The organism is Blautia sp. An249, assembly GCF_002159835.1.
GTDB lineage: Bacteria > Bacillota > Clostridia > Lachnospirales > Lachnospiraceae > Blautia_A > Blautia_A avistercoris.
Window position 1 is genome coordinate 61,578 of sequence record NZ_NFJL01000003.1, and the last position, 18,883, is coordinate 80,460.

16 protein-coding genes are annotated in these 18,883 nt (G+C 47.7%); 15 read left to right on the forward strand and 1 reads right to left on the reverse strand.

Translation table 11 applies throughout. From position 1 onward, the window contains the following. Positions 1-6 precede the first annotated feature (6 nt). The 10 genes from B5F53_RS04205 to B5F53_RS04250 all read left to right on the forward strand — a co-directional run bounded on the left by B5F53_RS04205 (position 7) and on the right by B5F53_RS04250 (position 10,665). Positions 7-1,041: a FecCD family ABC transporter permease gene (locus B5F53_RS04205; RefSeq protein WP_087220242.1), complete on the forward strand. Its 1,035-nt coding sequence runs from the start codon at positions 7-9 to the stop codon at positions 1,039-1,041. Next, positions 1,031-1,819: an ABC transporter ATP-binding protein gene (locus B5F53_RS04210; protein ID WP_087220245.1), complete on the forward strand. Its 789-nt coding sequence runs from the start codon at positions 1,031-1,033 to the stop codon at positions 1,817-1,819. Before B5F53_RS04205 ends, B5F53_RS04210 begins: the two co-directional genes overlap by 11 nt. A gap of 14 nt (positions 1,820-1,833) precedes the next feature. After that, positions 1,834-2,232: a YbaN family protein gene (locus B5F53_RS04215; RefSeq protein WP_087220248.1), complete on the forward strand. Its 399-nt coding sequence runs from the start codon at positions 1,834-1,836 to the stop codon at positions 2,230-2,232. A gap of 30 nt (positions 2,233-2,262) precedes the next feature. Further along, positions 2,263-3,999: an ABC transporter ATP-binding protein/permease gene (locus tag B5F53_RS04220; RefSeq protein ID WP_087220251.1), complete on the forward strand. Its 1,737-nt coding sequence runs from the start codon at positions 2,263-2,265 to the stop codon at positions 3,997-3,999. Further along, entirely contained in the window at positions 3,996-5,690 is a 1,695-nt protein-coding gene (locus B5F53_RS04225; protein ID WP_087220254.1) for an amino acid ABC transporter ATP-binding/permease protein, read from the forward strand. The genes B5F53_RS04220 and B5F53_RS04225 overlap by 4 nt, the downstream gene beginning before the upstream one ends. Positions 5,691-5,796: 106 nt before the next feature. Beyond that, positions 5,797-6,756, forward strand: coding sequence for an Rpn family recombination-promoting nuclease/putative transposase (locus B5F53_RS04230; protein ID WP_242970251.1), 960 nt, complete (start codon positions 5,797-5,799; stop codon positions 6,754-6,756). Between the two features lie 173 nt (positions 6,757-6,929). Further along, positions 6,930-8,447: a DUF1538 domain-containing protein gene (locus B5F53_RS04235; protein WP_087220260.1), complete on the forward strand. Its 1,518-nt coding sequence runs from the start codon at positions 6,930-6,932 to the stop codon at positions 8,445-8,447. Beyond that, positions 8,444-9,172, forward strand: coding sequence for a hypothetical protein (locus B5F53_RS04240; RefSeq protein WP_087220263.1), 729 nt, complete (start codon positions 8,444-8,446; stop codon positions 9,170-9,172). The genes B5F53_RS04235 and B5F53_RS04240 overlap by 4 nt, the downstream gene beginning before the upstream one ends. A 30-nt stretch (positions 9,173-9,202) precedes the next feature. Beyond that, positions 9,203-10,039 carry a TrmH family RNA methyltransferase gene (locus tag B5F53_RS04245; RefSeq protein WP_087220266.1) on the forward strand — a complete coding sequence of 279 codons (837 nt, stop codon included), beginning with the start codon at positions 9,203-9,205 and terminating at the stop codon, positions 10,037-10,039. Positions 10,040-10,182: 143 nt separating this feature from the next. Next, on the forward strand, positions 10,183-10,665 hold the full coding sequence (locus B5F53_RS04250) for a hypothetical protein (protein ID WP_087220270.1): 483 nt from the start codon (positions 10,183-10,185) through the stop codon (positions 10,663-10,665). A gap of 122 nt (positions 10,666-10,787) precedes the next feature. On the opposite strand, the gene B5F53_RS04255 is transcribed toward B5F53_RS04250, so the two are convergent. Continuing rightward, positions 10,788-11,270 (reverse strand): MarR family winged helix-turn-helix transcriptional regulator, encoded by a 483-nt coding sequence (locus B5F53_RS04255; protein ID WP_087220273.1) that lies wholly within the window; start codon positions 11,268-11,270, stop codon positions 10,788-10,790. A 221-nt stretch (positions 11,271-11,491) separates the two neighbouring features. Here B5F53_RS04255 and B5F53_RS04260 point away from each other — a divergent pair, with 221 nt between their 5' ends. The 5 genes from B5F53_RS04260 (at position 11,492) to B5F53_RS04280 (ending at position 18,842) form a co-directional block, all read left to right on the forward strand. After that, positions 11,492-12,679, forward strand: coding sequence for a MalY/PatB family protein (locus B5F53_RS04260; protein ID WP_087220276.1), 1,188 nt, complete (start codon positions 11,492-11,494; stop codon positions 12,677-12,679). A 15-nt stretch (positions 12,680-12,694) separates the two neighbouring features. Beyond that, positions 12,695-14,674, forward strand: a complete 1,980-nt coding sequence (locus B5F53_RS04265; RefSeq protein WP_087220279.1) for an oxidoreductase — start codon at positions 12,695-12,697, stop codon at positions 14,672-14,674. Between the two features lie 24 nt (positions 14,675-14,698). Then, a complete protein-coding gene (locus tag B5F53_RS04270) occupies positions 14,699-15,688 on the forward strand; it encodes a uroporphyrinogen decarboxylase family protein (RefSeq protein ID WP_087220282.1) in 990 nt (329 codons plus the stop codon). 14 nt (positions 15,689-15,702) lie between these two features. After that, positions 15,703-17,682 carry an oxidoreductase gene (locus tag B5F53_RS04275; RefSeq protein WP_087220285.1) on the forward strand — a complete coding sequence of 660 codons (1,980 nt, stop codon included), beginning with the start codon at positions 15,703-15,705 and terminating at the stop codon, positions 17,680-17,682. Between the two features lie 62 nt (positions 17,683-17,744). Next, the gene (locus B5F53_RS04280) at positions 17,745-18,842 is read left to right on the forward strand and encodes a YkvI family membrane protein (RefSeq protein WP_087220288.1); all 1,098 of its coding nucleotides are present in this window, start codon (positions 17,745-17,747) and stop codon (positions 18,840-18,842) included. Positions 18,843-18,883 lie beyond the last annotated feature (41 nt).

An 18,883-nucleotide genomic window follows, 5' to 3' on the forward strand; every position in this document is an offset into this window, starting at 1 on the left:
TATCGCATGAAAAAACTGGAGGAAAGTCATCGGATGGATATGAGCCGGAAAAAGAAAAAGACGGCGCGGGCCACATTCTCCTTCCTGATTATGGGTGTCCTGCTGATAATTCTGATTTTTGCCGCAGTGAATATGGGAAGCCTCCGGGTATCTCCGTCAGAGCTGTTCCGGGGACTGTTTATCGAACGAATCGAAAATGTGGCAGCGATCTACGATCTGCGGTTTCCCCGAATTGTTATTTCCCTGTTTGCAGGCGCAGCGGTGGCAGTCTCCGGTGTACTGTTCCAGGCGGTTCTTAAGAATCCCCTGGCAGATCCGGGAATTATCGGCATTTCCGGCGGGGCAGGTTTTACCGCTGTTTTGATTACCGCATTCCTTCCGTCGCTGTTTTTTTTCACACCCTTGTTTGCATTTGCAGGCGGTGTGCTGGCCTTCTTCCTTGTATACAGCCTGTCGTGGAAAGGCGGACTGAGTCCTCTGCGTATCATCCTGACCGGCGTGGCCGTAAGCACCGTGTTTACCGGACTTTCCGATGCGCTTAATTCCATGACCGGAGGCAGTTCTACAGGGGTTGCGTCTATCGTGGAAGGAAATATCACACAGAAAACGTGGGAGGACGTACAGACTCTCCTCCCCTATGTTATAGGAGGACTGATCCTTGCCATCTTGTTTTCCGGGATGTGTAATCTGATGTCGCTGGAGGACAAGACGGCGCGGGGACTGGGCGTCAACGTGAATCTGATGCGGATTCTGATTTCCCTGGTTGCAGTGCTTCTGGCCAGTATCTCCACAGCAGTGGCCGGGGCTGTCAGCTTCCTGGGACTGCTTGTGCCGCATATCGGGCGTCTCCTGGTGGGAAGCGATCACCGGGCGCTGATTCCCTTTTCCATGCTGGCAGGAGCGTTTACTTTCCTGCTGGCCGATACCATCGGCAGGACGATAGCGGCGCCTTACGAGGTGTCTGCGTCTGTCATTATGAGTGTGATCGGCGGCCCGTTCTTCATCATTCTGTTAAGGAGGTCGAAGAAATATGCAGCGTGAGGATAAGAAAAAATCTGCCATGGAAGTGAGAAACCTGTTCTTTTCCTTTGGAAAAAACAAAGTGTTAAAGGATACGTCATTCAGGATTGAGGAAGGGAAAATCACCACCATCATGGGTGCAAACGGATGCGGCAAGTCCACTCTGTTTAACCTGATGACGAAAAACCTGTACCCGGGCAGAGGAAATATTTTTCTTTACGGAAAAAATATCCAGAACCTTGCCCTTAAAGAATTTGCCAGAAGGGTATCCATTGTCCATCAGTATAATTCGTCGGCGGACGACATCACTGTGGAGCGGCTGGTTTCCTTTGGCCGTACCCCTCATATGAAACTGATGCAGGGGCGAAGCGAGGAGGATGAGCGTCTGATCCAGTGGGCGATGGAGGTTACCAATGTGAAGAAGTATAAAGACAGGGAAGTCAGCCGGCTTTCCGGCGGACAGCGGCAGCGTGTGTGGATTGCCATGGCGCTGGCTCAGAATACGAAGATTCTCTTTTTGGACGAACCAACTACCTATCTGGATATCCGCTACCAGATCGAGATTCTGGAACTGGTGAAAAAACTCAATGAAGAGTACGGAATCACGATTATTATGGTACTCCATGACATCAATCAGGCGATCCATTTCTCTGATCGGATCATCGGACTGAAAGACGGGCATGTGGAGGCGGACGGAGCTCCCAGGGAGGTTATCACCACAGAGTGCATCCAGAAACTGTATGGAATCTCCCTGGGAGTAACCACAATAGAAGGAAAGAAATTTGTACTGACTGTATAACAGGAGTGAAAAAAATGAAGAAAAAGAATCCACTAAGGATCTTCTGGATCCTATTAGGTTTTATCTGTCTTGGACTGGGAACGGTGGGCATTGTCCTGCCGATCCTTCCTACGGTGCCGTTTTATATGGCCACGGTGTTCTGCTTTGCCAAAAGTTCCAGAAAGCTGCACGACTGGTTTATAGGAACCGGGCTGTATAAGAAGCATCTGGACAGCTTTGTAAAACAGCGTGCCATGACTATGGAGACGAAGCTTCGGATCGTGGGGACGGTAACCGTGGTTATGGCAGTTGGCTTTCTTTTAATGAGCCGGGTGCCTGCGGGGAGAGTCTGCCTTGCTGTTGTCTGGATCTGCCATCTGCTCTACTTCTTCCTGCGGGTGAAAACCATCCGGTCGGAAGAAGCTGTGGAATAAATCCAGGTATTAACAGGAAAAGAGGAAACTATGATTAAGACACGACTTCTGGGACTTTTATCCCATGCAAAGAAATATATTGTATACCAGGTAGTCTGGCAGTGGCTCGCGCTGCTGTGCCAGATACTGATGATCTACAGCGTATCTATGCTTCTGGAACAAGCGTTTTTTCAGAAAGTTTCTACGGATATTGGAGTCTGCTATGGCGGGATTGTAATCTTTTCCCTGCTTCTGAGGTTTTTCTGTGACCGTCAGGCATCTCATGCGTCCTACCATGCCAGTGTGGATGTGAAACGGATCTTAAGAGACAAAATTTATGAAAAGCTCCTCCGTCTGGGGGCTTCCTACCGGGAAAAGGCAGCAACTTCTGAGGTGGTTCAGATGGCGGCGGAAGGTGTGGAGCAGTTGGAGACTTATTTCGGAAAATACCTTTCTCAGCTATTCTACAGCCTGCTGGCGCCTTTGACTCTGTTTGTCATTTTGTCTTTTGTGAACTGGAAAGCAAGTCTGGTACTTCTGGTCTGCGTCCCCCTGATTCCGGTTTCTATTGTGGCAGTGCAGAAAATCGCCAAAAAACTGCTGAATAAATACTGGGGCATTTATACAGAGCTGGGAGACAGCTTTCTTGAAAATCTGCAGGGACTGACAACCCTTAAGATTTACCGCTCCGATGAAAACAAGGCCAGAAAGATGGATGAAGAATCCCAGAGATTCCGGCAGATTACAATGAAGGTGCTGACGATGCAGCTGAATTCCACCAGTGTGATGGACATCATTGCCTACGGAGGGGCAGCAGTGGGAATGATCGTCACCCTTTCCCAGTTTACGGCAGGAAAAGTAAGCGTCCACGGAGCGCTGATGCTGATTTTGCTGGCAGCGGAATTTTTTATTCCCCTTCGTCTGCTTGGCTCCTTCTTCCATATTGCTATGAACGGCATGGCCGCAAGCGACAAAATCTTTGCCCTTCTGGATCTGACGGAACCAAAGGAGAAGGAGCAGGTTCTGAAGGGGGAAAATATGGATATTGAGTTCTCAGAGGTGCATTTCTCTTACGGGAAAGACCGGGAAATCTTAAAAGGAATCAACATGGAATTTCCGGCAGGCAGCTTTACCTCCATTGTGGGAACTTCCGGCTGCGGCAAGAGCACGGCGGCAGCGGTGCTGATGGGAAGAAACCGGGGGTATGAAGGCAGCGTAACGATCGGAGGAAAAGAGCTTTCGGAAATAAAGGAAGACAGTCTGATGGATCGCATCACCCTGGTCAGTCATAACAGCTATCTGTTTAAGGGAACCGTTGAAAGTAATCTGCGGATGGGGAAGCCAGATGCCGGAGAGGAAGAAATGATAAGAGTCCTTGAAAAGGTGAACCTGTGGGGATTTCTGGAAGCACAAAAGGGGCTTGCCACCCCCATTCTTGAGAAAGGAAGCAATTTCTCCGGCGGTCAGTGCCAGAGGCTTGCCATTGCCCGGGCCCTTTTACATGACACGCCGGTTTACATCTTTGATGAGGCTACCTCCAACATTGACGCTGAGAGCGAGGAAATGATTATGGATGTGGTTCACGCACTGGCTGAGACGAAAACGGTTCTTCTGATTTCCCACCGGCTAGCAAATGTGGTAGATTCCGATGGAATCTATATGATGAAGGACGGCTGCGTGGAAGAAGCGGGAAATCATGAAAAACTGCTGGAACTGGACGGAGAATACGCGAAGCTGTACCAATCGCAGATGGAACTGGAACGGTACGGGAAGGAGGCGACACCATGAGGGGTAGAAAGAAAACCCGGACGGGAAATCAGGGGCAGTCGCGGCGCAGCGGCATCCGCATCATGGGACAGTTGGTGGGCCTTGTAAAACCCCTGCTTCCGGTGATGCTCCTTGCAGTTATCCTTGGAACAATCGGGTATCTGTGCGCTATTTTTCTGACTGTCCTTGCAGGATACGGGCTGATGCATATTTTACCGGAACCGGTGATGGAACCGAACCTTCTGTTTGCAGCCCTGGCAGTGATGGCTGTTCTGCGGGGAATTCTGCACTATGGCGAACAGTACTGTAATCATTTCATCGCCTTTAAACTGCTGGCAATCATTCGCCATAAAGTATTCGCCGCTCTTCGGAAACTCTGCCCGGCAAAACTGGAAGGAAGAGACAAAGGAAACCTGATCTCGGTCATTACCTCAGACATTGAACTGCTAGAGGTGTTCTATGCACACACCATCTCCCCCATTGCCATTGCAGTTCTGACATCTTTGGTGATGGTAGTATTCATCGGGCATTTTTCCCTGCCTGCCGGAATCCTTGCGCTGACAGGCTACCTTACGGTAGGTGCGGCGATCCCCCTGTTCTTCGGCAGCAGAGGAAGAGAGAAAGGAATGGAATTCAGAAACGGTTTCGGAGAGCTGAACAGTTTCATTCTGGATTCCCTGCGTGGACTGGATGAGACCATTCAGTACGGACAGGGAGAGAAAAGAAGGAAAGAGATGAAGGAACGCTCCGACCTTTTAGGCAGAGTGCAAAAGGAACTGAATACGGTGGAAGCCTCTCAGAGAGCGGTAACGAATCTGACGATTCTGCTGTTTTCCTTTGCAATGCTGTTTCTGATGATTTATCTGAGACAGACAAAAGGAACGGATCTGACCGGCATGGTTATCGGAACCATTGCGATGATGGGTTCCTTCGGACCGGTGACTGCCCTTGCCAGTCTGTCCAATAATCTGAATCAGACCCTTGCCAGCGGCGAGCGCGTGTTGTCCATTCTGGAAGAATCTCCTCAGGTGGAAGAAGTGGAGGGGATGGAAGGAATCTCCTTTACAGATGCAGAAGCAGACAGGGTGGATTTTGCCTATGAAAAAGAACAGATCTTAAAGAACTATTCCATAGAGATCCCCAGAGGAAAAGTAATTGGTATCCACGGCGTAAGCGGTTCCGGAAAATCCACTCTTTTAAAGCTGCTTATGCGGTTCTGGGATGTACAGAGCGGACAGGTGAAAATATCCGGCAGGGATGTCCGGAAGATTAGCACCTCCGACCTGCGGGCAATGGAGTCCTATGTAACCCAGGAGACAGTTCTGTTCCATGATTCCATTGCAGACAACATTGCTGTGGGAAAACCGGGGGCATCCCGGGAAGAGATTATGGAGGCGGCAAAAAAAGCATCCATCCATGACTTCATTATGAGCCTGCCCCGGGGCTATGATACGGAAGTGGGCGAACTGGGAGATACGCTCTCAGGCGGAGAGAAGCAGAGAATCGGGATCGCCAGAGCGTTCCTACATGATGCGCCTTTCCTCCTTCTGGATGAACCAACCAGCAATCTGGATTCTTTAAATGAGGGAATTATCCTGAAATCTCTGAAAGAAGGAAAAGGGGATAAGACTGTGCTGCTGGTATCCAACAGGAAGTCCACTATGAACCTAGCAGATGTGGTGTATGAGATGGATAACGGAAGAATTTCCTGACCGGCCGGTCAGGAAATATTTTTCGATTTGTAAAACGAGAGTTGCTATGGTATGATACAGGTAACAGGAAAGGATATTTGCTTAGCAGAAGCATATAATAAAGGTGGTGAATCCTTTGGGAGTAAAAGATACGGTAACAACCAAATATATGAGACAGAATGAAATCTTTGCGGATGCATTTAACTATTTTATATATGGCGGAGAGCAGGTCATTCATCCTGAAAGCCTGAAAGAGTTAGATACCCGTGAGATCGATGTCCCTTATGGCGGTGAAAAGGGTGCCGGTCAGCCAGTACAGAAAACAAGGGATGTTATAAAATCCGTGGTTGCGATGATGGATAAAAGTACCGCATATCTGCTCCTTGCAATTGAGAACCAGTCCAATATCCATTATGCGATGCCGGTAAAAAATATGGTCTATGATGCGCTTCAATATGCGAAGCAGGTGGAAGAAGCGCTCGTTTCCCACAGATTGTCCGGCGATTATAAGAGGGTCAGCAGTGATGAATATCTTTCTGGCTTTATGAAAGAAGATCATTTATTGCCGGTGGTAACACTGGTTGTATATTTCGACTCGAAAGAGTGGGACGGCCCGTTATCCATCCATGAAATGTTTTCCGGGCAGGATGCAAGGGTTCTTGCACTGGTTCCGGATTACAAAGTGAATTTGATCGCTCCGGTTTCCATAGAGGATAAAGATTTTGGGAAATTCCAGAGTTCCTTGAAAGAAGTATTGTCATTTATCAAGTATGCAAGAGACAAGGATGAGTTGAAAAAGGTATTAGATGCAGATGATTCTTTCCGCCATTTGGGGAGAGAGGAAGTGGATGTGTTAAATGCCTGCGTAGGTGCAAAGATAGCAGTCAAAGAAGGCGAGGAGGCGATTGATGTGTGTTTGGCAATTGAACAAATGAATGAGGAAGCGGCTCAGAAAGAAAGAATTTCTACACTGTTCGCTAACATTAAGAACCTTATGGAAAAAATGGGATGGTCTGCGGAACAGTCCATGGATGTATTGAGCGTTTCCGACAGTGACCGAAAGGCACTTTGGCAGTTACTTAAATAAAATGCGGAATAAACTGGGAAGTATCAGGTAAATAGATACTGCCCAGTTTTTCTATACGGGAGAATTTCCTGACCGGCCGGTCAGGAAATATATTTAGGGTTGCAATGAAGTAAAAAAGTCTGTTACAATAGATATAGAACATAAAAAGAAAAGGAGGTCTGGTCTATAGATAGATGATTGAAAATTTAAAAGAAAAAACAAGAGAAGCCTTGGCAAGTGTCCTTCCCATTACTGGAATTGTTCTGATTCTGAGTATTCTCATCGTTCCAATGGAAATCGGGACACTTGCCTTATTTTTAACAGGAGCCGTATTCCTGATTGTGGGGATGGGGTTCTTCCAGCTGGGAGCTGAAATGGCAATGACTCCTCTGGGACAGGGCGTAGGCGCCAGACTGGTAAAGGGGAAATCCCTTCTTATAGTGGCGGGCATCTGCTTTCTGATGGGAGCGGTAATTACCATATCCGAACCGGATCTCCAGGTACTGGCAAACCAGGTAGCCTCCATCCCCAACGCGGTGCTTATCTGGACTGTGGCGGCCGGGGTCGGTATTTTCACCGTGGCGGCAGTCCTTAGGATTCTCTTTCATGTGAGTCTTGCAAAGATGCTGACAGTACTGTATATCCTGCTCTTTATTCTCTCGATTTTCTCGCCGTCCGAGTTTGTGGCGGTTGCCTTTGATGCGGGCGGAGTGACTACAGGGCCAATGACAGTGCCTTTTATTATGGCGATCGGGATTGGTCTGTCTTCGGCGCGAAGCGACAAAGACGGGCAGAAAGACAGCTTCGGCTTTATTGCGCTGTGCAGCATCGGCCCGATTATGATGGTTATGCTTCTGGGGATCTTCTATCATCCCACAGATGCGGCATACACGGCGGTCGAGGTTACTGAAGTGGAAACCACAAGGGACGTGGCGCGGATATTCATCCAGTCCCTGCCCCAGTATACAGAAGAAGTTTTAATCAGCATCCTTCCGGTGGCAGGGGTATTTTTGCTCTTCCAGCTTTTTACACGCCATTTTCACAGAAGACAGATTATCCGGATGTGCGTTGGTATGCTTTATACGGTAATCGGACTGATTCTGTTCCTGACAGGAGTAAACGTGGGATTCGCCCCGGTGGGGAATCTGCTTGGCAGCGGGATTACATCAGGAATCTATAAATGGCTTCTGATCCCTATCGGTATGCTAATCGGATATTACATCGTCAAAGCGGAGCCTGCTGTACAGGTATTAAACCATCAGGTTGAGGAACTTACGGGAGGAACAGTATCCCATACGATGATGAACATAGCCCTTTCCATCGGCGTTTCTGCTGCGGTAGGGATTTCCATGATGCGTGTTCTCACAGGACTGAGCATCTACTGGATCATTATCCCGGGATATACGGCTGCGTTGATTTTAAGCCGGTTTGTTCCGCCTGTTTTTGTGGGAATTGCCTTTGACTCCGGCGGTGTGGCCAGCGGTCCGATGACGTCCACGTTCCTTCTTCCCCTCGCAATGGGCGCATGTACCGCTCTGGGCGGAAACGTGGTAACAGATGCCTTCGGCATTGTAGCGCTTGTAGCGCTGGCGCCCCTGATCGCGATTCAGGTCATGGGTATTGTCTATTCGCTGAAGATGAGAGGAGATACAGTACCATCCCGGGATCTGTCAGATGATATTATTGTGGAACTGGAGGAAGATGAAATATGACAGTGCAGTATGAAAAAAATATGTCACTTCGTATTCTGATACTAATTACTCATGCAGAGAAGGAAAAGAAATTAAAACGTGTGCTCCAGGAGATGCATATGCCCATTCTGCACCAGTGCAGAGCCCAGGGCACAGCGCCGTCGGAGCTTTTGGATCTTCTGGGGGTGTGCGGCACTGCCAGGATTATAACTGTGGGCTGCCTGCCGAAATGCAGAAGCCGGGAGATATTTGAGATATTGGACAGGCAGATGAACTTTCACAAAAAAGGGGCGGGAATTGCCCTGACAATTCCGGTAAACGGTGTTCAGAGTTCCGTTCATCATCTGCTTAGCGAAGAAGCGGAAAAGATCTTACGTACAAAAATCGAAGGAGAGGTGGAAAGGGTGAAAGAGACAGGAGAATTTTCTGTTGTCTGGACGTCCGTGGTAAGCGGATACAGCGAAGAAGTGATTGAAGCGGCGAGAGCAGCAGGCGCCAGAGGCGGCACCGTTATCAAAGGGAGAAGACAGAATTCCGGACAGGTAACGGAATATCTGGGAATTCCCATGCAGGAAGAACAGGAATTTGTTCTAATGGTAGTGCCCAAGGAGAAGAAAGCGGAGATCATGGCGGCGATCAGCGCATCCTGCGGCCTGAAGACTCCGGCTCATGGAATCGTAATGTCCCTTCCTGTAGACGAGGTGATGGGAATTGAACAAAAAGAGTTGACATCACCAGAGAAATAACATCTGACGAATGTGAGGAAGGAAAATGATATGGAAAATATAATTGAAATCACGGATTTCTCAGATCCCCGTCTGGATGTTTATGCGAGAATGTCCGAAGTGCAGCTTCTGAACCGGCATGAGCCCGATAAGGGAATCTTTATCGCGGAAAGTCCCATGGTAATTGAACGGGCCCTGGATGGAGGCTGTATTCCCATTTCCTTTCTGGTGGAACATAAGCATCTTCGCCATCAGGCGAAGGGTCTGATTGCACGATGCGGGGAAATCCCTGTGTACACAGCAGAATTTGACGTGCTGACCCAACTGACCGGGTTTGCCCTGACAAGGGGAATGTTATGCGCTATGTACCGGCCCGCCCTGCCTGCTGTCAGGGATGTATGCAAAGGCGCCTCTAAAATTGCGGTTCTGGAAAATGTGGTAAATCCCACAAATGTTGGGGCGATCTTCCGTTCTGCGGCGGCTCTGAATATGGATGCGGTGCTTTTAACACCCGCATGCAGCAATCCCTTATACCGCCGGGCTGTCCGGGTAAGTATGGGAACGGTTTTTCAGATTTCGTGGACATTTTTTGATAAGAAAGAAGACTGGCCGGAAGGAGGAATCCGGCTATTACAAGAGCTTGGTTTTCGCACAGCGGCAATGGCACTGAACGAGGAATCCGTTTCCATTGACGATCCCCGTCTAATGAAAGAAAAGAAACTGGCCCTGATTCTGGGAACAGAGGGAGACGGTCTGGCATCCGGCACCATCGCGCAATGTGATTATACCGTACGGATTCCCATGTCCCACGGAGTCGATTCTCTGAATGTGGCGGCTGCCAGCGCAGTTGCTTTCTGGCAGCTTGGAAATAAAACACGGACGGAATGATAGTAGCCTCTCTTTACTTTTTCTATCACACCTGCTTCAAACTTTTAGCCTGAAAGGATGGATGAAAGAAGAAACTACCGTATAACTCTCGGGTCACAAGAACCTCTTTTTTTCATATGCTAAGAAAAAAAGGTTTTTTAGAAATGGCGTTTGAGTCTTTTATGAAAGTGACTGGTGTCATCCAGAATATCCGAAGCGGAAACTCCTGCTGTACCCAGATGGTGTCCATCACCACAGAGGATGGACCGGTGAATCTGGTGGTTTCAGGAGATACAATGGTGGTTGATAATGTCCGGCTTCGCAGAGGAATGCGAATTGCAGCCTTTTACGATGGAAATCTGCCGGCTCCGGCAATTTATCCGCCCCAGTACCAGGCGGAGCTGATTGCTTCTTTAAGAAGGAATCAGGACGTGACCTTAAAATTCTTTGACAGTTCAATGACGGCAGCAGATAATTCCCTGCAGTTAAATCTGTCTCCGCTGACGCCCATAGAAACCATGAACGGCCAGCGGTTCTTATGCCGGCCGGAAAATCAGGAGCTTTTAGTTTTCTACACCACAACAACGTTCAGCATTCCGCCTCAGACCACACCCCAGAGAATCATCGTCATGTGCCCGATGCAATAAGAAAATCTATCTAAAGGTTTAAAGAAGAGACTATTCGATAAAATCAGACTTCTACAGAGTTCTGGCTTTTCAAGGATAGTCTCTCTTTTACTTTCGATTTTTAGGCGATGGTTTTTTGCGTATTATAAATCAAGATTCTTGCTTTCTTCCACATCCAGGAAAAAGGATTCGTTCATTTTGGTCTGGATCTTTTTGTATATTTCCAGTTCTTCTGTTGTAAATTCATCCAGCATACGAGCTGTCCGCTGATAGCAGGCCCTCTCAAATACTTTATGAGACTGATACAGAGTTTCCCCGTCTCCGGTTAGATACAGATTGTATTCTCTGTTATTCTTCTGATTTCGTTTCTGAATTAAAAATCCTTTTCTTTTCATCCGGTACATAAGCTGGGAACAGGCGCTCTTGGTCTTCCCGAAATACTCGCTTAGCTCCGTAATCGTTATTCCTGGTTTATCGCCAATTTTCCTGATAAACTGGGATTCTGCCTGATACAGAATAATTCCGTTGTAATCATGCAGCAGGGAATTGTACTCTTCCACATATTTGCACCCTTCGTCAAAAACATCCAGAAGACTGCAAATTTGGTTGAAACGTTCATTATCCATCGTATAATCTCCATCCTCTTTGGCAAAATTATACATGATTTGCAGAGGAATGTCAAAGAAGATTCTAGCTGTCTGAAAAAATCAGAAAAAAAATTATTTCATAAAAAAAGAAAGAGAAAATTGTGAAAAATAGAATATTGATTTTGGGAAAATATAAGTTTATTATATTAATAGTTAATATAGTTTACTATTTATATATTAAATAGATAAGGAGATGAAATATGAAATACAATTTTGATAACTGGATCGATCGGAAAGATACCATGAGCCAGAAATGGGACGCCCAGGAAACCAACTTTCCGGATAATCCAGGGGCGCTTCCCATGTGGGTTGCCGATATGGATTTTCCCTGTCCCGGGCCCATTGTGGACGCAGTTGTAAAACGGGCGGCTCACCCCATCTACGGCTACAGTAAAATCGGCAGCGATTCCGCCGTACTTTCCGCCCGGTGGCAGAAGAAACGAAGGGGATGGGATGTGGATCCGGACTGGATTACTTTCAGCAACGGCATTGTCCCTGCCTTAAACGCCATTGTAACTGCTTTCACCAAACCGGGGGAGGGGGTAATTATTCAGCCCCCTGTATATTATCCTTTCCGGGAAGCGGTAGAAAATAACGGGCGTACCCTGGTTAATAACAATCTGGTTTATAAAGACGGAAAATGGGGGATTAATTTTGATGAACTGGAGAAACTGGCGGCGGAAGAAAACAATAAACTGTTGTTGTTCTGCCATCCCCTGAATCCTGTCTCCAGGGTACTGACGAAAGAAGAGCTTTTCAAAATTGCAGATATCTGTGTGCGGAATCAGGTATTGATTGCCGCCGATGAAATTCATCATGATCTGGTGTTTCCCCACTGCAGGTTTTATTCCCTGGCATCCTTATCCGGGGAGATTGCCGGTCAGACCATCACTGCAACAGCTCCTTCCAAAACCTTTAATATCGCGGGACTTCAGATGTCGGCGCTGATCATCCCCAATAAAGAACTGAAAAGGAAATTTGAAGAAGAAATGCAGCGGCGGTGCTACATTCCCAATCTTTTTGGTGCTGTGGCCTTCGAAGCCGCATATTCCCATCCGGAATGCGAAGAATATTTAGAACAGCTTCTTGAATACCTTTGGGGAAATTATCTGTATACAGATGAATATCTGAAAAAATATATGCCGGGAATTACCTGCCAGAAACCGGATGCCACCTATCTTTTGTGGCTGGATTTCAGAAAACTGAAAATGAAAGGAAAGGAGCTGGAAACATTTTGTCTGAAAGAAGCAGGACTGGCGCTGGATTCAGGAGAATGGTTTGGAGGTGAAGGAGAAGGTTATATGAGGATAAACATAGGGTGTCCGAGAAGTCTGCTGAAGCAGGCGCTGGAACAGTTGAAAGAGGCTTATGACAAAAGAGGTTTTTAAAAAGGAGGAAAACATATGAATCAGTATTTTCCAAATTTATTCCGTCCCCTGAAAGTGAAAAAAACCACTTACCGGAACCGGATTTTCGGGTCTTCCACCGGTTCCAAGGAACTGACGGACTTAAATCATGTAAATCTGAAAAACATTGATTACTTAAAAAGAAGGGCCCAGGGCGGAGCGGCTATGGTATGTCTGGGAGACGTGGTAGTGGATGAGACCGGATTTGTGGACTGGAGCTATAAGGTAAAAGCCTTCGATGTGCGAAGCGAGGCCGGCTTTTACGATTTAGCCGGAGCCATTGAATCCCAGGGAGCCCATGCCGGAATGGAGCTGGTACATGCCGGGATGCATTTCCACGATGACAATCGGATCAATTACGGCCCCAGCGATATGGTGGATGAATTTGACCAGGGAGACGGTAACGGCATTCACCGTCACCAGATAATTGAAATGCCGGAAGAGATTGTTGAACAGGTAGTGGAAAGTTATGGGAAAGCAGCCCTCAGGGCGAAACACTGCGGTTTTAGTTCGGTAGTTCTCCATGCAGGCCATGGATGGCTTCTATCCCAGTTTTTATCTCCTGTTCTTAATAAAAGAACCGATAAATTCGGCGGAAGCCTGGAAAACCGCGCCAGAATCACTCTGATGGTTATTGATCGGATTCGGAAATACTGCGGGCCGGACTTTGTCATCGAAGCAAAGATTTCCTGGAAAGAAGGCCGGACAGAAGGTTATCAGTTAGAAGACAGCATTGAATTCTGCAGAATGATGGAAGAACACGGACTGGATATGGTTCATGTCTCCTGTGGTTCCCTTCATTTCCACGATACCACCAATCTGTCCCATCCAAGCTGGTTTGATACGGAGGAAGGACTGAATGTAGAGGCGGCTGCAGAGATTAAGAAACATCTGCATATCCCTGTGGGCGTTGTGGGGGCCATTACGGATCCTTATGCCATGGAAGCCTGGATAAAAGAGGGACTGGTAGACTATGTGGTTCTGGCCAGAGCGTTAATCGCAGATCCCGATCTCCCTAAGAAAGCCATGCATGGACGAGTGGATGAAATCCGGCCCTGCCTGCGCTGTCTGGCCTGTCTGACGGGAGGCTACTACAATCTTCCTATCCACTGTTCTGTAAATCCACAGATTGGAAGAGACAGCGATTATAAATTCCAGCCTCTGCCGACCCGGAAGAAACGGGTCTTAATTGCCGGAGGGGGACCCGCCGGAATGGAAGCGGCCGTTACCGCAGCCCAGAGAGGCCACGATGTGATTCTCTGTGAAAAGAACGGACAACTGGGAGGGCTGCTGAACCTGGTGGAAAAGGAATCCTTTAAGAAACGAATCGGAGTTTATAAAAGATACCTGGAACGCATGGTGGGGCGAAGTAAAGTAGACGTCCGTCTGAACACGGAAGTAACCCCTGAGCTGGTGGATGAATTAAAACCGGATTACGTAATCGCAGCCGTAGGCGGCCATGGCGCCCTTCCGCCGGTGAAAGGAATTGAAAAAGCGCTCACCATAACGGATTACTACAGAGACGAACCGGAAGTGGGGGAGAAGGTTCTGATTCTGGGCGGCGGTCTGGCCGGAGCGGAATGTGCCATCGGCCTGGCCATGGAAGGAAAAGAGGCGACCATTGTGGAAATGTCCGACGCTCTGGCATCCGGCCCCAATACGCCTTATCCGGGAACAGGTTCTATGCAGATAGACGCTCTCTGGTCCAACATCGAAAAGTATAATGTCAGCGTCCTGTTAAATACCAAATGTGTAGAAGTTACAGACGAAGGAATGATTTGTCAGAAGAAAGACGGAGAGACGATAGAGCTGAAAGCGGATCGGGTCATTGTGGCTGCGGGCATTCTGCCAAACGAAACAACAGTGGAAGAGTTAAGAGATACGGTGATTGACTTTGCCGTAATCGGCGACTGCTATCAGCCGGGATTAATCCGGACAGCCGCCAGACAGGGATATGATGCAGCGATGAATATCTAATCCTGAAATGTGAAAGGAGTACTTATGCTTACCATTAAAGAAAATCTGTGGGAGACCATACGCGGACAGTCTCCGGATCGGTTTGTAAATCAGTACAGCTTTATGGGATTTCTGAGCGATCCGGTAAGAAAAGCGGCAGGATGTGCCTTAAAGCAGGGAGAAGAAGGAAGAAACGGCTGGGGTGTAAAGATTTGTTTCCCTGAAGGAACTCCGGGACAGTTTCCTCTCTGTGAGGGAGAGGATAAGCTGCTGAAAGATATTACCAGATGGAAAGAAGTGATCAAAGCCCCTCCCACCCAATTCAGCAGCAGCCAGTGGGAGCCCTATCTGAAAGAAGCCGGATCTGTCGATCGAAATCAGGTATTTGCCACAGCTTACGTAGGAAACGGAATATTTGAAAAACTGCATTCCCTCATGGGAATGGAAGATACTATGATTAATTTTTATGAAGAACCGGAAGCCATGCACGATTTAATTGATTATCTGACCCAGTGGGAAATCCAGGGAGCAAAAGAAGTGATCTCCCATCTGCACCCGGAAGCCCTCTTCCATCACGACGACTGGGGAAGTCAGCGTTCTTCTTTCCTTTCTCCGGCTATGTTTGAAGAATTCATCGAACCGGCCTATCAAAAAATCTACGGATTCTGGAAAGAAAACGGTGTAAAACTGATTGTTCACCATTCAGATTCCTATGTGGCAAACCTGTTTCCGAACATTGTACGGATGAAGATAGATATTCTTCAGGGAGCCGTCTGGGAAAACGACATTCCAAAACTGATTCAGGAATACGGGGGAAAAGTCTCCATTATGGCAGGACTGGATAATGGAAAATACGATAAACCAGACTGGAGCAGAGAGGAAATCCATGCCGGACTGAAAGAGCTGTTTGAGACAGCGGGCACCAGATATTTGATTCCCTGTCTGACTATGGGCGGACCGGAGAGTACTTACCCGGGCGTTTATGAAACGGTTACAGAGGAGATTGACGAATTCAGCAAAGTTTATTTTGGATAGAACGGGGGAATTTCATGAATCCATACTTTCCTAATTTATTTCAGCCAATGAAAGTAAAAAACACGGTTTTTCGAAACCGGATTTTCGCAGCGCCTACATCGCTAAAAGAGCTTACCGATCACAATCATCTGGATACGAAAGGGATTTTCTACTTTAAAAGAAAAGCCCAGGGAGGGGCGGCCAGTGTAGCTTTGGGAGAAGGGGTTGTTCATCCCACCGGATGTGTGGACTGGAGTTATAAAGTAAAACTCTATGATCCCCGAAGCGAAAGCGGTCTTTATGATCTGGCGGGAGCCGTTCGCCAGCACGGAGCCGTCCCTTCCCTGGAACTGAACCATGCAGGGATGCATTTTCATGATGACAACCGAATCAATTACGGCCCCAGCGATATGGTGGATGAGTTTGATCAGGGAGACGGATATGGTATCCGCAGACATGAAATCCGGGAAATGCCAAGAGAAATCATCGAAGAAGTGACAGATGCCTACGGGAAGGCTGCCCTCAGGGCGAAACACTGCAGATTCGGGCAGGTGATTGTACATGCAGGTCACGGATGGCTTCTTTCCCAGTTTTTATCCCCTGTTTTAAATAAGCGAACCGACGAATTCGGAGGGAGTCTGGAAAACCGGGCCCGAATTACGAAAATGGTACTGGAGAAAATCCGGAAATACTGCGGAAAAAACTTTCCTATAGAAGTGCGGGTTTCCTGGAAGGAAGGGAAGACAGAAGGCTGTCAGCTAAAAGATACAATTGAATTCTGTAAGATGCTGGAATCCTATGGGGCAGATATGATACAGGTATCCTGTGGTTCCCTCCATTTTCATGATACGACCAATCTGTCCCATCCCAGCTGGTTTGACACAGAAGAAGGAATTAACTTACAGGCAGCGGCAGAGATTAAGAAGCATCTGAATATTCCCATAGGCACCGTGGGAGCTGTCAGTGACCCGTACCTGGCGGATCAGTGGATTGGAGAAGGGAAAATTGATTATGTAGTAATGGCAAGCGCCCTGATTGCCGATCCGGATCTTCCAAGGAAAGCCATGTCAGGCCGCGCCGATGAAATTCGCCCGTGTATCCGCTGCCTGAGCTGCCATAACGGAGGATATTTTAATCTGCCGCTGCATTGCTCGGTCAATCCGGCAATCGGAAGAGATATGGAGTTCGCTTTTCCTCCGATAAGTACAGAGAAAAAGCGTGTGCTGATTGCAGGCGGCGGACCGGGAGGAATGACAGCGGCCCTGACGGCGGCTAAACGGGGACACGAAGTGATTCTGTGTGAAAAGCAGGATCATCTCGGAGGACTCCTGACGCTTATAGAGACAGAGCCTTTTAAAAATCGAATCGGACGTTACCGGGAATATCTGGAACGAATGATAGGAAAGAGCAGCATTGATGTACGACTAAATACAGAGGTTACGCCTAAACTGATAGAAAACATCCGGCCGGACAAGGTAATTGCTGCAGTGGGCGGAAAACCGGTGCTTCTTCCTATTCCGGGAATCGAAAAAGCAGTTCCTGTACTGGAATATTATAAAAAGAAGCCGGCTCTTGGAAATCAGGTACTGGTACTGGGAGGAGGATTTGCCGGAGTGGAATGTGCCATCGGCCTGGCAATGGAAAAGAAAAAAGTGACGGTTATTGAAATGGGGGAGGAAATTGCCTCCAGTCCGGACGCCCCGGCTCCCGGCACAGGAGTCATGCAGTTAGACGCACTGAAATCCAATGCGGAAAAACACCAGGTTCAGATTCTGCTTCAGACGAAATGTGTGGAGGTTACAGAAGAGGGCGCATGGTGTGAAAATCCAAAAGGAGAAAAGATATTTCTGAAAGCAGACGCGGTAATTACTGCCTCGGGAATGCGCCCGGATGAGGAAACGGTAAACCGTCTGAGAGAAGCTTCTCTGGATTTCATCTGGATTGGAGACTGTCAGAGTCCGGGACTGATTCGGACGGCTGTCAGGGAAGGATTTGATGCAGCAATGGATATTTAATTTAAGAGAAAGGGGAAGTAGCTCATTATCTTTTGGGAGGTAAACGAGATACGAGGTAAGATATGGGAGAAAATAAGATACGGTTAAGAGAAATTATTATACTGGGAGGAGCTTATATTTCTTACGGGGTAGGCGCTTCCTTCGGAACAGGCATTTCCTTACTGCAGTATCATGGGGCGCTGGGAGTCTGGGGAATCTTAAGTCAGTTGATTTCCTGTGTGCTTACTATCACATTAATCTATGTAGTAAGTAAAGACTGCGGAACCTATCATCTTCACAGTATGGATGGAATGTTTTCCCATTACTGCGGAAAATATCTGGGAACCATATTCCGCTGGTATACAGTTGTCATGCTGTTTTTAATGACTGGAACCATGTTTGCAGGAGCGGCAGAGACCATGCATGAAACCTACAGTATTCCCAACTGGGCGGGAACAGTCATTATGCTGGCGGCGGTAATCGGAACCATTATCCTTGGCGCTAAGAAACTGATAGATATTATCGGAAATATTGCCCCGGTAATTCTGGTGGTTATGCTGATTATCTGTCTGTACAGCCTGATATTCCACAGCGACAGCATGGCAGAAGGCAGTGAAATCATCCGGCAGTCTGCAGAGTCTATCCGGATTACCGGAAATCCGGTGGCTGCAGGTTTTCTGGAGTTTGGCCTTGTCATTATGATGACTACCGGATACCTGGCAACGGTTGCAGCGCGTGAAGGAACCAGCAAGAAGGAACTGCTGGTGGGAAATGTAAGCGGAGAAGGATCCCTCTTTGTGTTTAAAATCATGCTGATTTTCGCTTTCATTTTAAACGCTTCTGTAATCTCCGGAAGTTCGGTTCCGGTGGTAACTTTAGGCTCTCAGCTGGGAGGGTGGTTCGGAAAACTCTATGGAATTATTCTGGTGCTGGCAGTATACACCACAGCCGTAGGCATGGCCTGGCAGGTAGTTATCAATATTTGTCCGGAAACAAGCAAATGGTACAAACCTCTTTGTATCGTAGTTACCCTGGCAGCCTATGGATTTACCTTCTTAGGACCGTTTGCCGTACTGATGCAGGTGGTAAACATGCTCTGTTCCTATGTGGGAGTTGTTTTCATTGCCTGCCTGTTTTATACCAAAATTGTCCGGCAGAAGAAAATGGAGGTAAAGAAATAGGCAACGGGGAAGCGTACCCAGAGAATCATCGTCATGTGCCC

What these genes read in the sequence shown, in the direction of transcription:
- B5F53_RS04250 (WP_087220270.1), top strand. Translation starts at nt 10,183, where the DNA reads ATGGCGTTTGAGTCTTTTATGAAAGTGACTGGTGTCATCCAGAATATC.
- B5F53_RS04265 (WP_087220279.1), top strand. Translation starts at nt 12,695, where the DNA reads ATGAATCAGTATTTTCCAAATTTATTCCGTCCCCTGAAAGTGAAAAAA.
- B5F53_RS04215 (WP_087220248.1), top strand. Translation starts at nt 1,834, where the DNA reads ATGAAGAAAAAGAATCCACTAAGGATCTTCTGGATCCTATTAGGTTTT.
- B5F53_RS04260 (WP_087220276.1), top strand. Translation starts at nt 11,492, where the DNA reads ATGAAATACAATTTTGATAACTGGATCGATCGGAAAGATACCATGAGC.
- B5F53_RS04225 (WP_087220254.1), top strand. Translation starts at nt 3,996, where the DNA reads ATGAGGGGTAGAAAGAAAACCCGGACGGGAAATCAGGGGCAGTCGCGG.
- B5F53_RS04240 (WP_087220263.1), top strand. Translation starts at nt 8,444, where the DNA reads ATGACAGTGCAGTATGAAAAAAATATGTCACTTCGTATTCTGATACTA.
- B5F53_RS04275 (WP_087220285.1), top strand. Translation starts at nt 15,703, where the DNA reads ATGAATCCATACTTTCCTAATTTATTTCAGCCAATGAAAGTAAAAAAC.
- B5F53_RS04270 (WP_087220282.1), top strand. Translation starts at nt 14,699, where the DNA reads ATGCTTACCATTAAAGAAAATCTGTGGGAGACCATACGCGGACAGTCT.
- B5F53_RS04255 (WP_087220273.1), bottom strand. Translation starts at nt 11,270, where the DNA reads ATGGATAATGAACGTTTCAACCAAATTTGCAGTCTTCTGGATGTTTTT.
- B5F53_RS04235 (WP_087220260.1), top strand. Translation starts at nt 6,930, where the DNA reads ATGATTGAAAATTTAAAAGAAAAAACAAGAGAAGCCTTGGCAAGTGTC.
- B5F53_RS04280 (WP_087220288.1), top strand. Translation starts at nt 17,745, where the DNA reads ATGGGAGAAAATAAGATACGGTTAAGAGAAATTATTATACTGGGAGGA.
- B5F53_RS04210 (WP_087220245.1), top strand. Translation starts at nt 1,031, where the DNA reads ATGCAGCGTGAGGATAAGAAAAAATCTGCCATGGAAGTGAGAAACCTG.
- B5F53_RS04245 (WP_087220266.1), top strand. Translation starts at nt 9,203, where the DNA reads ATGGAAAATATAATTGAAATCACGGATTTCTCAGATCCCCGTCTGGAT.
- B5F53_RS04220 (WP_087220251.1), top strand. Translation starts at nt 2,263, where the DNA reads ATGATTAAGACACGACTTCTGGGACTTTTATCCCATGCAAAGAAATAT.
- B5F53_RS04205 (WP_087220242.1), top strand. Translation starts at nt 7, where the DNA reads ATGAAAAAACTGGAGGAAAGTCATCGGATGGATATGAGCCGGAAAAAG.